A 13,933-nucleotide genomic window follows, 5' to 3' on the forward strand; every position below is an offset into this window, starting at 1 on the left:
AAATATTACTACTTGTACAAATTTTCTTTTAACATATATATTCGGTTTACAAAGATTACCCTCTCTAAACCTATCAAACTTTAAAGATCTCAGATTTTACTAAATCTTAAAATGGCTCCGGCACCTGGGATCGAACCAGGGACCAAATGATTAACAGTCATCTACTCTACCGCTGAGCTATGCCGGATTATCTTAACCATCTCTGGTCAAATTGGACGGGAATTATAATCGCTTTTTCTGTCTTTGTCAAGGGGTTTTTAGATAAATTTCAAAATTTCTTATAGAATTGAACTCCACTACTACCTAAAATACTTATAATATCATCATTTACTAAAGTTTTTAAAATATTTTTTGATTCTTCATCAAACATATTTTCTATATCTTCAAATGTTAAAGGTCGTCTTTTTAATGTAGAAATAATATCTTCTTTTGAATATCTTTCTATTTGTTTTGGTCTATTTTTATAAACTATATTAACATTTATATCACAAAATCTATTTGCAACTTTTTGTAAGAATTCAAAATCAACTGGTATAACCTTATATGCTGGTGGGCGATCAATGGTTCCAATATCTACTCTATTTGGATTTATATTTTTAATAGCCTTATATAAAAGTTCAATTTCTTCATCTTTATCATTCAAATCTTTTACAAATAAAATCTCAATTACAAAATTATTCTTTGTTCTTTTAGAAAATTCTATCATAGATGGAACAATTTTGTCTATTTCAACACTATTATCTTGTCTATCAAGTTTTTTAAAACATTTATTACTTATACAATCTAAAGATAATTTAACAGTATCAATCTTTAATAAAGCTTCAAAAATATCTTTTTTATAAATTGTACTTCCATTTGAAAGTATTAAAGTTTTAATTGCTCCCTTAATTTTATTTAATTCATCAATTAATTCATTTAATTTTGGATATAAAGTTGGTTCACCATTACAAGTAATTGTAATAACGTCAATTTTTGGATGTTTTATCAAACTATTTTTAACTTCAGAAACAATATCTTCAACTCTTGGATAAATATCCATTTTATTGATAGTTTTTGCTGGTTCAAGTTCACAATATAAACAATCAAAATTACACTGTTTTTTAGAAGGAGATAGGTCAATTCCCAAAGAGATTCCAAATCTTCTTGAAGGAATTGGTCCAAAAATAATAGAGTTTGAGTAAGACATTTATACTATTTTTTACTAACTCTTTTGCATTCTTTTACAAAGTGAATAGCATTTTCTACTGGTACATCAGGCAAAATACCATGTCCTAAATTGAAAATATGTCCTTCCCCTTGCATAATACTTTGTATTGCTTCAACACATTTTGTAGTCTCAGATTGCGAGTACAATCTACAAGGTTCCATATTTCCTTGAAGTACATATTTACTACCTAATTTTTCTTTCGCAAGAGCCATTGGAGTCCCCCAATCTACACCAAATACATCAAATTTTCCGTAAACTAATCCTCTTTCAATAAAAGAAGATACTCCCTTTGGGAACATAATAACTGGTATATGCGGATATTTTTCTTTTATGTACTCAGCTATTTCAACCATATATTTCCATGAAAATTCATCATAACGACCAGGTTCTATTGCAGCTGCCCATGAATCGAAAATTTGAACAACATCAGCACCTGCAAGAATTTGTTTTTCTAAATATAATTTAATTACATCTGTTAATTTTCTTAATATTTTATGTAATAATTCAGGATTTGAATACATAATTTTTTTACATAAATTATAAGTTTTAGTTCCTTGTCCTTCTATCATATAAGTAGCCAATGTCCAAGGAGCTCCTGTAAATCCAATCAGTGCTTTATCTTCTGGTAATTGTTGTTTTAAAAGTTTTATAGTCTCATACACATAAGTTAATTTTAAAGCTGCTTCTTCACCTTCAATTAATTTATCTAAATCAGCTTCATTTTTAATAGGATCTTTAAATATTGGTCCTTCACCTTTTATAAAATCTAAGTGCATTCCCATTTCATTTGGAATTACTAAAATATCACTAAATAAAATAGCCGCATCAACCCCTACAATATCAAGTGGCTGAATTGTAACTTCAGCAGCTAATTGTGGATTATGGCAAAGATTTAAAAAATTACCAGCTTTTGCTCTAACTTCCATATACTCTTTTAAATATCTTCCTGCTTGTCTCATCATCCAAACTGGTGTATATGGCGTTGCTTTTCTAAAACAGGCATCAACAAAAATTTTAGACATATTCTTCCTTTTATTTTTTTCCAACTTTACCTGTAAAGTAAAGCCCAATTGACAATGCTACAATTGCTAATGCAAAATATAGTAGCTCTAATGGTGTTTTATAATCCGTATGTAAAACTCTTTCAAAATAGTTTACAACTAAAACCATAATTATAACTTTTGCAATTTTATCTTTTAATTGATCAAGTGAACTTATATTTAAAACTGAACTACAATCATCTTGAGTACAAGCAGCTTCTATTTTAGATATAAATAGTTCATAAATTCCAAACGAAAATATCAAAAGAACAACAGCAATTAAATATAAATCAATAGCTGCAATTACTCCTGCAACTATATCTTCGTGAAAATGTTCAGGATGTTCTCCTGATAAAAGAGTACTAAGAACAAATTTTGCAACACTAAAAACATCAAAACTTGCAACAAAAAATAAAATTACTGAACCCATAAAACTAAATATAACAGCTAAAATTACAATAAATCTACTCTTCCATAAACCATTTTCGACAATTTTTTTAAGCATTTATATATCACTTTCTAATTCTATCCATTTTAAACCAATTCTTACTGCATTTGTTGCAGCTCCTACTCTTACTTGATCTGCAACATTAAAATAATGAACAATATTTGATGAATAAACATCTTTTCTAATTCTTCCAACATAAGTAAAATCTGTATCCGTTGAAATTATTGGCATTGGATATTTTTTATTTGCTAAATCATCTATTACTTTAACATTTTCAAAATTTTCTAAAGCATTTCGAACTTCACTAATATCAACATCAACTCCATCGTTAAATGTAACAGTTAAAGATTCACTATGAGATCTTAAAACTGGAACTCTTACACAAGTTGCAGCAACTTGAAAGTTTTTATGCATAATTTTTTGAGTCTCATTTACCATTTTCATCTCTTCTTTTGTAAAACCATTATCCATCGCAACATCAATTTGTGGAATTACATTTAGAGCAATCTGGTGAGCAAATGCTTTAATTTCTGTTTCATCTAATCTGAATGCAAAAAAATCTTGCATTTGTTTAACTAGTTCTTCCATACCAGATTTTCCAGCACCAGAAACAGCTTGATAAGTTGATACATCAACTCTTTTAATACCATATAAATCATCAAGTGGTTTTAAACTTTGAACCATTTGAATTGTAGAACAATTTGGATTTGCAATAATTCCACTTTCTCTCCATAATCTAATATCTTCTGGGTTAACTTCTGGAACAACTAAAGGAACTCTTGGATCCATTCTAAAGTGGCTTGTATTATCAATTACTACTGCCCCTGCTTCAACTGCAAATTTTGCAAATTTTTCTGAAACTGAACCACCAGCACTAAAAAATGCAATTTCAATTTCTTGTTCTTCAAAAACACTTTCCGTTAATTCTAAAACTGTGATTTCTTTGTTTTTAAATTCAACTTTACTTCCAGCACTTTTAGCACTTGCTAATGGTACTAATTTATTTATAGGAAAATTCAATTCCTCTAAAACTCTAAATAATTCTTCGCCAACTGCTCCAGTTGCTCCAACTACTGCAACATTAAATTTTCTCATTTTCTATTCATCCTCATTTTTATCATTATTTACATCTAATAAACTTGTTATATCATCACTACTATCTGATTCTATAATCTCACCGTCCTCGTTATATCTAATAACATTACCATTCTCATCCAGTTCTATTTCTTCATCTTCTTTTGGACATTTTGCAATAGACACAACTTTATCATCTTTATCAACGTTTACAATTATAACCCCACTTGTATTTCTACCAGCTTTTCTAATTGTATTCATATCAACTCTAATCATCTTACCAATTGAAGTTAAAAGCATTAAATCTTGAGTATCATCAACTAAAACTTCTCCAATAACATTTCCTGTTTTTGCAGATAATTTCATAGATATAACACCAGAACCTGCTCTATTTGTTAGTCTATATTCTTCAACTGTTGTTCTCTTTCCAATACCTTTTTCTGAAACTGTTAAAATCTCTTGCTCTTCATTGTCTATAACATCAGCATCAACAACAAAATCTGTATCAATTTTAAACTTAATACCTCTTACTCCTCTTGTACTTCTTCCTTGATCTCTTGTCTTTTCAAGTTCAAATCTTATACATTGTCCAAGACTAGTAAATATCATAATATATTGAGTTTGAGTGTCTGCAATTTTTGCTGTTACTATTTCATCTGCATCATCTAAAACAATAGCTCTTACCCCATTACTTCTTATATTACTAAATTCATTCAATGATGTTCTTTTTATAACTCCATTTCTTGTAAAGAACACTAAAGATTTACTTTCATCAAAATCTGGAGTTGGTATTATTTCCATAATTTTTTCATCAGGTCTTAAATTGATTAAGTTTACAACTGCTTTACCTTTTGCTGTTCTACTTCCTTCTGGAATTCTATAAACTTTTAACCAATATAATTGTCCCATATTTGTAACAAACATAAGTGTATCGTGAGTGTTACTTACAAAGAACCTTTCAATAAAATCATCATCGTGAGTTGTAACTGCAACTTTTCCTTTTCCACCTCTTTTTTGTTTCTCATAAGATTTTATTGGTACTCTTTTTACATAACCATTGTGTGTAATTGTTACAACCATTGGTTCATTTGGAATCAAATCTTCAATATCTATTTCATCATAAGAATCTTCTATTTCTGTTCTTCTTGGTGTTGAGAATTTTTCTTTAATTTCAGTTAATTCTTCTCTTATAATTTCGTTTAATTTATCTTCACTTCTTAAAATTGATTCTAATTCAGCTATTAAAATCATTAATTCTTGATATTCAGCTTCTAATTTATCTCTTTGAAGTCCCGTTAATCTTCCTAATCTCATATCTAAAATAGCTTGAGATTGAATATGGCTTAAATCAAATCTTATTTCTAACTTCTCTTTTGCATCTGCATCATTTGAACTTGATCTTATTATTTTTACAACTTCGTCAATATTATCAACTGCAATTTTTAGACCTTCTAAAATATGAGCTCTTGCTTTTGCTTTTTCTAAGTCAAATATTGTTCTTCTAATAATCACAGTTTTTCTGTGAGATAAGAAGATATTTAAAATCTCTGGAAGAGTAAATACTTTTGGTTCTTTATTATAAACAGCAAGTAAAATAATCCCAAAAGTTGTCTCCATTGGAGTTGATTTGTAAAGATTGTTCAATACTATCTCAGCCATTGCATCTTTTTTAAGTTCAATTACAACTCTTATACCTTCTCTATCAGATTCATCTCTAACTTCAGAAATTCCATCTATTTGCTTATCTTTTGCTAAATTTGCAATAAGTTCAATAAGTCTTGCTTTATTTACTTGATATGGTAATTCATCAATTACAATAATCTCTTTTTTTGCTCTAGTTTCAATATGGTGCTTTGCTCTAATTCTTACTCTTCCACGACCTGTATTGTAAGCATCTATTATTCCTCGTCTTCCAAAAATAGTTCCACCCGTTGGAAAATCAGGACCTTGAATAAACTCCATTAAATCATTTGCTTCTGAACTTGGATTATCAATCAAGTGTAAAATCGCATCAAGTAACTCACTCAAATTATGTGGTGGAATTTTTGTAGCCATACCAACAGCGATTCCTTCACTACCATTTAAAAGTAAAGTTGGAACTCTTGTAGGTAATACTGATGGTTCTTTCATAGTATCATCATAATTTGGTACAAAATTAACTGTATCTTTATCCAAATCCCTTAATACTTCTTCAGCAATTCTTGTCATTCTAGCTTCTGTATATCTCATAGCAGCAGCATTATCCCCATCAACAGAACCAAAGTTTCCTTGACCATCAACCAATGGTGCTCTCATAGAAAAACTTTGAGCCATTCTAACAAGTGCATCATAAACGGATGTATCTCCATGGGGATGATACTTTCCAATTACATCTCCTACAATTCTTGCTGATTTTTTATATGCAGCTTTGCTTGTAACATTTAAATCATGCATTGCATAAAGAATTCTTCTATGAACTGGCTTTAATCCATCTTTCGCATCAGGTAACGCTCGTCCTATAATAACACTCATAGAATAGTCTAAATATGAAGCTTTTACAGAATCTTCGATATTCACATTTATAATATCTTGATTTTCAAAAAGGTTTTCCATTTTTAAAGGCCTTTATAATAAAAATTGTATTGATTTTATCCAAAATATACTTAAGTATGAGTTTAATAGTATTAAATATAAAAAAAGGGTTAGAAGCAATGCTTCTAACCCTTTTTATAAACAAGAAAAATAAAAATTATTTCTCTGCTTTATATTTAACTATCATAGAATAAATTTCATCTTTTAGTTTTAATTTTTCTTTCTTTTTAGTCTCAATTGTAAATTGATCTGCATGAGAATTTTCTAAATTAGTGATTTCGTGATCTAAATCGTTATGTTTATCAAAAACTCTAACAAAATGTGCATCTTTTTGTCTTAATTCAGCTATTGCATCTCTGTGTTCGTGAAGCATTATCTATCCTTGTTAAATTTGATTTTTTGGATTATAATAAAATTGTTCTTAAAATTAACTTCTATAATCAGCATTTATCTCTACATATTTGTAACCTAAATCACAACCATAAGCTGTAAATTTACCATTGCCCAAGCCAATATCACAAATAATTTTATATCTATCTTTTTTCAATACTGCAAAAGCTTTAGCTTCAGTTTCTTCGTCAAAACAAATTTCACCTTTATTGAAGACTACTACATCATTATATGAAATCACAAGTTTTTCATCATCACAATCAATTTGTGAAGCTCCAATAGTTGAAGCAATTCTTCCAAAATTTGGATCTTCACCAAAAAGTGCAGTTTTCACCAATAAAGAGTTTGATAAAGCTTTTGCTGCGGTTTCGGCTTGTTCATCATTTTTTGCATTTATTACTTCAAAAGCAGCAACTTTTTTAGCACCTTCACCATCAGCTACCATTAGCATTGCCATATCATGCATAACAAGTCTTAAAACTTCTTTGAAAGCCTCTTTATCATAAGCATTTGATTTGCCATTGGCTAAAACCATTACAGTATCATTTGTAGAAGTATCACCATCTACTGAAATAGCATTGAAAGTTGTATGAGCATTTGTATGTAAAGCTTCTTTTATATCATTAAATGGAGCATTTGCATCTGTACAAATAAAGCAAAGCATTGTTGCTAAATTTGGATTTATCATACCAGCACCTTTTGCAACTGCTCCAATTTTAAATGATTTACCATTTTCAAGTTTTACTTCATACATACAAGTTTTAGGATATGCATCTGTTGTCATAATGGCTTTACTTAAATTCTCTGCATTTTTAGAATTTAAATCAAACTTTTTAGCTCCAGAGACTAATTTCTCAATAGGTAATCTATTTCCTATAACTCCTGTACTACTCATAACTGGATTTACCAACTTAAAAGAAGAAAAGTCTAATTGAGAAAAGAGGTTATTTATATCTTCTATACCTTTTCTTCCAGTTAATGCATTTGCATTTTTTGAGTTTATTAAAACAAAATTTGTTTTAAAATCTTCTCCATATTGTAAAAAGTGTTTTAATGGTCCAGCTTGAAATTTATTCTCAGTAAAAATCGCTGCAACAGTACAAGGTTCATCTGTATATATAAATCCTAAATCATTATTTCCATTTGGTTTTAATCCAGCATGAATTCCATCACAATAAAATCCATCAATTTGATCAAAAAATCCTTTAATCGGTAAAATTGTAAACATTTAAAATTCCTTTGGTTCATTTATTAAATTTAAAACTCTTCTAGCTCTTAAAATACCTTTTTGAGAGCCAACAATTAACAAATTTGAGCTTTTTTCTATTATTTTGTCACCTTTTGGTAATTGTATAAAAACTCCATTTTGAGTTATTCCTATAACTGAAATTTTTAAATTATCTCTTAAATTTAATTCTTTTAATTCTTTTCCAACTATCCAAGCATTATCATTTATAATAACATCTTCCATAGTTACAGGACTATCTTTTTTATATAAGAATTCATCCAAAATATTTTCCATATCAGGACTTATTGCCATAGCACTAACTCTTTTTGCCATAAGAGATGGAGTTGCCACTACTTTATCGGCTCCTAATTTTTTTAATCTTAATTTCTCATTTTGTGTTTCAGCATTTGAAATTATCAAAAATGGACTTCGTCCTAACTCTTTTTCATAAAGTCTAGCTGAAGCTATAAGAGTAATGTTATCAGAAATATTTTTTGACAAAGATATAACACCTTTTGCTGAACTTAAATGTGATTTCAAAAAAGCATCTTCTTTATACGGTTCTTCTTTTATAAAATATGGATAGTTATTTTCTCTTGCTATTTCTTCTATATTATCACTATTATCAACAACTACAAAAGGGATATGATTTTCTCTAAACTGTTTTGCAACTTGAGCTGTATACTCATTATGGTAACATAAAACAAAGTGTTTTCTTAATCTTGCTATTTTAAAAAGCATTCTTCTCTCCCTTAATAATTCTCTTAAATTACCATTCATAAAAACATCTATAACAATACCAACTGCGAACATAGTAGTTGCAAATCCTGCATACATTAAAAATGTAGTAAATAAAATAGTCTCTTCTTGAAATTCAGACTCTTTTAGAGCACCAAATCCTGTATTTGTAAGTGTATATGCAGACTGAAAAATGCCCTGCATTATGGTATAATTTTCAAAATAGACATACCACAAAGTACCAATCATCATAAGTAATTGAATAAAAATTAATGGTAATCTTAAAGGTTTTAGTTTTGAATAGATTAGCGGGTCTAAATCATATTGAGGTTTAGAACTTTTGAGTTCCCAACCCAAAGATTTTCTTATAGCATTAGAAATGCTCACGAAAGCACTCTTGGTGCTTTATTATGAGTGTTTTTTAAGAGTTCTTAACTCTTTTGCAGAGATTTTTAATTTAGTTGTAGTTCCATCTTCTAATGTAACCCTAACTGTTCTGATATTTGGTAAAAATCTTCTTTTTGTTCTGTTTTTTGCGTGACTAACGTTGTTACCAACCATTGGTCCTTTTCCTGAAATTGCACATCTTCTTGACATTTTGTTTTCCTTCTTTTTTTAGTGAAAAATATTGTCGCATTGTACCTAAATTTTCTTGAGTTAATCTTAAATCTGTGATAAAATTTGATTAAACTTATTTAAATTATTTTCCAGAATACACTCCATTGCTCTTTCTTTATTTTCTATTTTTATTTTGTTCAACTCTCTATCATCATACAAAACTGCATCTATCTTAAAAGCTGTACTAGGATCATTTACTCTTTCCATCGAAGCATAAACATCTATTATCTCTTTTGCATCATTATTTATTGGTAAAAAAACAACACATTCACAAAACATAGCTTTTAAAATATTTGTAGCAAATGTTTTATTTTGTGTAGGTAATATAAATATATCAGATATCAAAAAAAGTTCATCAATATTTTTATAATCTTCAAGCAAAATTAGTTTATCTTTAAGTTTTGAATATTTTGTAAGTGAAAAATTCAAGTTTGCAATTTGTTGTTTACTTCCAGCAATAATCACTCTAAAATCTGGGTATGTAATACTTGCACAAATTTCTAAAAACTCTTTAATTCCACTTGTTTTAAAATTTTTTGCTGTAAAAAATATCAATTTTGTAGTTGGAAAAAAATCGAATTTTTCAATATATTTTTCTTTTAATTCATCTATATTTTTATAGTCAATATTTATTGATGGGTATATTACTTCTATTTTTTCTGAAGATAATTTACTTTTTTGAATAATTAAATTTTTAACACTAAAAGAGTTAGAAATAGTAATTTTAGAATTTTCTATATATTTCATAGCTTTTTCATCTAAAACTCCACTATGAAAATATATATCAGGGAAAGTCTGTTTTTTAAATAATTTTATTAAAGAATTTGGTTCTTTTAAAATTTCAATATTATTTTGTTTTTTTATCTCTTCAATTAATAAATTTGTTGATTTAAAATATACTGTTTTTTTACTCATTTAAAACTTTCATCATATAAAATTTAGACAATAATTATAGTTAAAAGTGCTTTATGTTATTATTTAATAATTTCAAAATAAGGATTTTTATAAATTCAATGCAAAAAAAAATAGTTTATCTTGATAGAGATGGAGTTATAAACAAAGATTTTGGATATGTTTATAAAATAGAAAAATTTGAGTTTATAGATGGAGTTTTTGAAGCTTGTAAACATTTTATAAATTTAAGTTATGAAATAATAATTGTTACAAATCAATCTGGAATTGGACGCGATTATTATTCGAAAGAGGATTTTATAAAACTTACACAATATATGAAAAATGAGTTCAAAAAGAACAATATTGATATTTTAGAAGTATATTTTTGTCCTCACTCTCCAGAACAAAATTGTGAGTGTAGAAAACCAAATATTGGTATGATTTTACAATCTTTAAACGATTTTGATATAGACTTAAATAATTCTTGGCTTATTGGAGATAAAATAAGCGATATAGAATGTGGAAAAAATGCTAAAATAAAAAATAGAATTTTAATAAGTTCAAAAGAAGAAAAAAATAGTGAAGATTTTTTAGTAGCAAAATCACTATTTGAAACAATAAATTTAATACAAAAGTGAGAGAAAATGAAATATAACAATATAAATTTTAATAAAAAAACGATTTTAATCACTGGTGGAGCTGGATTTATAGGCTCTAATTTAGCTTTTTATTTTCAAAAAAATTATCCTGATGCAAAAGTTGTAATTTTAGATTGTTTTAGAAGTGGAGAAACCTTTTCAAATGGAAATTTAAAAAGTTTTGGTCACTTTAAAAATCTTTTAGGTTTTCATGGAATCGTAATAAGTGGAGATATAAATGATAAAAATCTTTTAAAAACTTTAGAAAAAGATTATAAATTTGACTATATTTTCCATCAAGCTGCTATTTCTGATACAACTGCAATCGAGCAAGATATTATGATAAAAACAAATGTAAATGCCTATGAAGATTTAGTAAAAATTGCTATAAAGCATAAAGCAAATATGATTTATGCTTCGAGTGCTGCAACTTATGGAGATAGCGATAGATTTGAAGTTGGTTTTGAAAAACCAAACAATGTTTATGGATTTTCAAAAGTTATGATGGATAATATCACTTATGAATATTTAAAAAAAGATTTGCCAATTTCTATTGTTGGATTAAAATATTTTAATGTTTATGGTCCAAAAGAGTTTTTTAAAAATAAAACAGCATCTATGGTAGTTCAATTTGGACATCAAATACTAAAAGGTCTTACACCAAAATTATTTGAAGGAAGCGATAAAATATTGAGAGATTTTGTATATATTGAAGATATTATTCAAGCAAATATAAAAGCTTGTAAACCTAAAAAATCTGGAGTTTACAATGTAGGAACTGGAAATGCTAGAAGTTTTGAAGATATTGTAAATATTTTACAAGAGAATTTAGAAATAGACAATGGAAAAGAGTATATTCCAAATCCATTTTTAGGCTCATATCAATTTTTTACTGAAGCAAATATCGAAACTACAAAAAAATTTTTAGATTATAAACCACAATATTCAATGGAAGATGGAATAAAAGCCTATATACCTGAAATTCAAAGATTATTTAAAGAAGAATTAAAATGAATAAATTGGATAAAAACCCAAATATTGTAGTAATTGGTGATTTAATGATAGATCATTATCTGTGGGGCTCTTGCGATAGGATTTCACCTGAAGCACCAGTTCAAGTTGTAAATGTCAAAAAAGAGAGTTCAGTTTTAGGTGGTGCTGGAAATGTAATAAATAACCTTGTAACCTTAGGATCAAATGTTGATGTTATAAGTGTTGTTGGTGATGATGTTGTTGCAGATGAACTAAAAAATTTACTTAAAATCATAGAAGTGGAAACTTCAAATTTGATAGTTGAAAAAGATAGAAAGACATCTAAAAAAAGCCGTCTTATAGCTTCTCAACAACAAGTTTTAAGATATGATATGGAAAGTATTGATGATATAAATGAAGAAAGTCATAAAAAAATCATCTCAAATCTTGAAACAAATATAAAAAAATATAGTTCAATCATACTTTCTGATTATGGAAAAGGTGTTTTAACTACCGATTTAACTCAAAGTATAATAAAAATAGCAAATGAAAATAGTGTAAAAGTTTTGGTTGATCCAAAAGGAAAAGATTATAATAAATATAAAGGTTCATACACTCTTACACCAAATAAAAAAGAGGCAATGGAAGCCACAAATATAGAAATAAAAGATGAAAAATCATTGATTGAAGCATCAAAAATATTAAAAGAAAAATGTGATTTAGAAGTTTCACTTATAACTTTAAGTGAACAAGGAATTGCTATTTTTGATGAACAACTTACCATAAAACCAACAGTTGCAAGAGAAGTTTATGATGTAACTGGTGCAGGTGATACTGTAATTGCCTCTATTGCTTTTGCTTTAGGGAATGATTTGAATATAAGTGAAGCTGTAAGTTTTGCCAACCTAGCAGCAGGAGTTGTTGTAGGAAAAATTGGAAGCGCAACTGCAACACTTGATGAAATTTATGAATATGAATATAGTTTACATAAATCAAACTCAGATTCACATATCAAAACATTTGACGAAATAAGAACTTTATCTTCAAAACTTCATAATCAAGGTAAAAAAATAGTATTTACAAATGGTTGTTTTGATATTCTTCATGTTGGGCATGTAAAATATTTAGAAGAAGCAAAAAGCTATGGAGATATTTTAATATTGGGATTAAATGCTGATAGTAGTGTACGAAAATTAAAAGGTGAAACAAGACCAATAAACACTCAAGATGATAGAGCATATATTTTAGCTTCACTTGAAAGTGTAGATTATGTGGTTATTTTTGAAGAAGAAACACCTTATGAACTTATAAAATTAATCAAACCACATACTTTGGTAAAAGGTGGAGATTATGAAGGGAAAGAAGTAGTTGGTCAAGATATAGCAAATGAACTAAAATTAGTAAAGTTTGTGGATGGGAAAAGTACAACAAATACAATAAAAAGGATAGAGAAAAATGCAAAATGCAATAATTAAAGAATTTTTATCACACCAAGAGACAATAGCAAAAGTTATAGGAAGTATGGAAGAACCACTTTTAAAAGCTTCAAAAATTGCAGTTGAGACTTTAAAAGCTGGAAATAAGATATTAATTTGTGGAAATGGTGGAAGTGCAGCAGATGCTCAACACTTTGCAGCTGAATTAACTGGAAGATATAAAACAGAAAGGCGTGGACTTCCAGGAATTGCTCTTACAACTGATACAAGTGCATTAACTGCTATTGGAAATGACTACGGATATGATAGAGTTTTTGACAGACAAGTTGAAGCTTTGGCACAAAAAGGAGATTTACTAATAGGAATATCAACTTCTGGAAACTCTACAAATGTTATAAATGCTTTAAAAGTAGCACGAGAGTTAGGTTGTAAAACTATTGGATTAACGGGTAGAGATGGTGGAGCTATGAATGAACTTTGTGATATCAATCTTGTTGTTCCATCAAATGATACTCCAAGAATTCAAGAGATGCATCTACTTTTTGAACATACAATTTGTCAAATTATTGACAATGAATTAAGTTGAGTATGAGATTGTAACTAAATTGTAACCACAATAGATTAATATTCTTAATCCTATTCTTATGAGAGGCTAAATGAGTAATATCATTTAGCTTTT

General features: G+C 28.0%; 14 protein-coding genes and 1 tRNA gene. 4 read left to right on the plus strand and 11 right to left on the minus strand.

Annotated elements, in window-relative coordinates; genetic code table 11:
- Nucleotides 1-112 precede the first annotated feature (112 nt).
- From ACNSOS_RS04130 to ACNSOS_RS04180, 11 genes are all read right to left on the minus strand, one after another.
- Nucleotides 113-187 (minus strand) — tRNA-Asn (locus ACNSOS_RS04130).
- 81 nt (nt 188-268) lie between these two features.
- On the minus strand, nt 269-1,186 hold the full coding sequence (locus ACNSOS_RS04135) for a radical SAM protein (protein WP_418186044.1): 918 nt from the start codon (nt 1,184-1,186) through the stop codon (nt 269-271).
- Between the two features lie 5 nt (nt 1,187-1,191).
- Nucleotides 1,192-2,229, minus strand: coding sequence for a uroporphyrinogen decarboxylase (gene hemE, locus ACNSOS_RS04140; protein WP_418186045.1), 1,038 nt, complete (start codon nt 2,227-2,229; stop codon nt 1,192-1,194).
- A gap of 10 nt (nt 2,230-2,239) precedes the next feature.
- On the minus strand, nt 2,240-2,752 hold the full coding sequence (locus tag ACNSOS_RS04145; protein WP_418186046.1) for a YqhA family protein: 513 nt from the start codon (nt 2,750-2,752) through the stop codon (nt 2,240-2,242).
- Nucleotides 2,753-3,790, minus strand: coding sequence for an aspartate-semialdehyde dehydrogenase (locus ACNSOS_RS04150; RefSeq protein ID WP_418186047.1), 1,038 nt, complete (start codon nt 3,788-3,790; stop codon nt 2,753-2,755).
- A gap of 3 nt (nt 3,791-3,793) precedes the next feature.
- Nucleotides 3,794-6,361: a DNA gyrase subunit A gene (gene gyrA, locus ACNSOS_RS04155; RefSeq protein ID WP_418186048.1), complete on the minus strand. Its 2,568-nt coding sequence runs from the start codon at nt 6,359-6,361 to the stop codon at nt 3,794-3,796.
- Between the two features lie 136 nt (nt 6,362-6,497).
- Complete coding sequence (locus ACNSOS_RS04160; protein ID WP_113893165.1) at nt 6,498-6,713, minus strand: YdcH family protein; 216 nt, start codon at nt 6,711-6,713, stop codon at nt 6,498-6,500.
- Between the two features lie 54 nt (nt 6,714-6,767).
- A complete protein-coding gene (gene argJ / locus ACNSOS_RS04165) occupies nt 6,768-7,958 on the minus strand; it encodes a bifunctional glutamate N-acetyltransferase/amino-acid acetyltransferase ArgJ (RefSeq protein ID WP_418186049.1) in 1,191 nt (396 codons plus the stop codon).
- Nucleotides 7,959-9,083, minus strand: coding sequence for a potassium channel family protein (locus tag ACNSOS_RS04170; protein ID WP_113909522.1), 1,125 nt, complete (start codon nt 9,081-9,083; stop codon nt 7,959-7,961).
- Between the two features lie 21 nt (nt 9,084-9,104).
- On the minus strand, nt 9,105-9,293 hold the full coding sequence (gene rpmB, locus ACNSOS_RS04175; protein WP_026803831.1) for a 50S ribosomal protein L28: 189 nt from the start codon (nt 9,291-9,293) through the stop codon (nt 9,105-9,107).
- Nucleotides 9,294-9,359: 66 nt separating this feature from the next.
- Complete coding sequence (locus tag ACNSOS_RS04180) at nt 9,360-10,229, minus strand: glycosyltransferase (protein WP_418186050.1); 870 nt, start codon at nt 10,227-10,229, stop codon at nt 9,360-9,362.
- 98 nt (nt 10,230-10,327) lie between these two features.
- Here ACNSOS_RS04180 and gmhB point away from each other — a divergent pair, with 98 nt between their 5' ends.
- From gmhB to gmhA, 4 genes are read left to right on the plus strand one after another with little or no spacing between them, the layout of a single operon-like run.
- Nucleotides 10,328-10,846, plus strand: a complete 519-nt coding sequence (gene gmhB, locus ACNSOS_RS04185; RefSeq protein WP_418186051.1) for a D-glycero-beta-D-manno-heptose 1,7-bisphosphate 7-phosphatase — start codon at nt 10,328-10,330, stop codon at nt 10,844-10,846.
- Between the two features lie 6 nt (nt 10,847-10,852).
- Complete coding sequence (rfaD, locus tag ACNSOS_RS04190; RefSeq protein ID WP_418186052.1) at nt 10,853-11,860, plus strand: ADP-glyceromanno-heptose 6-epimerase; 1,008 nt, start codon at nt 10,853-10,855, stop codon at nt 11,858-11,860.
- Nucleotides 11,857-13,293 carry a D-glycero-beta-D-manno-heptose-7-phosphate kinase gene (rfaE1, locus tag ACNSOS_RS04195; RefSeq protein WP_418186053.1) on the plus strand — a complete coding sequence of 479 codons (1,437 nt, stop codon included), beginning with the start codon at nt 11,857-11,859 and terminating at the stop codon, nt 13,291-13,293. The genes rfaD and rfaE1 overlap by 4 nt, the downstream gene beginning before the upstream one ends.
- Entirely contained in the window at nt 13,274-13,840 is a 567-nt protein-coding gene (gene gmhA, locus ACNSOS_RS04200; RefSeq protein WP_418186054.1) for a D-sedoheptulose 7-phosphate isomerase, read from the plus strand. The genes rfaE1 and gmhA overlap by 20 nt, the downstream gene beginning before the upstream one ends.
- Nucleotides 13,841-13,933 lie beyond the last annotated feature (93 nt).

Source organism: Aliarcobacter vitoriensis, assembly GCF_048320235.1.
Taxonomy (GTDB): Bacteria; Campylobacterota; Campylobacteria; order Campylobacterales; family Arcobacteraceae; genus Aliarcobacter; species Aliarcobacter vitoriensis.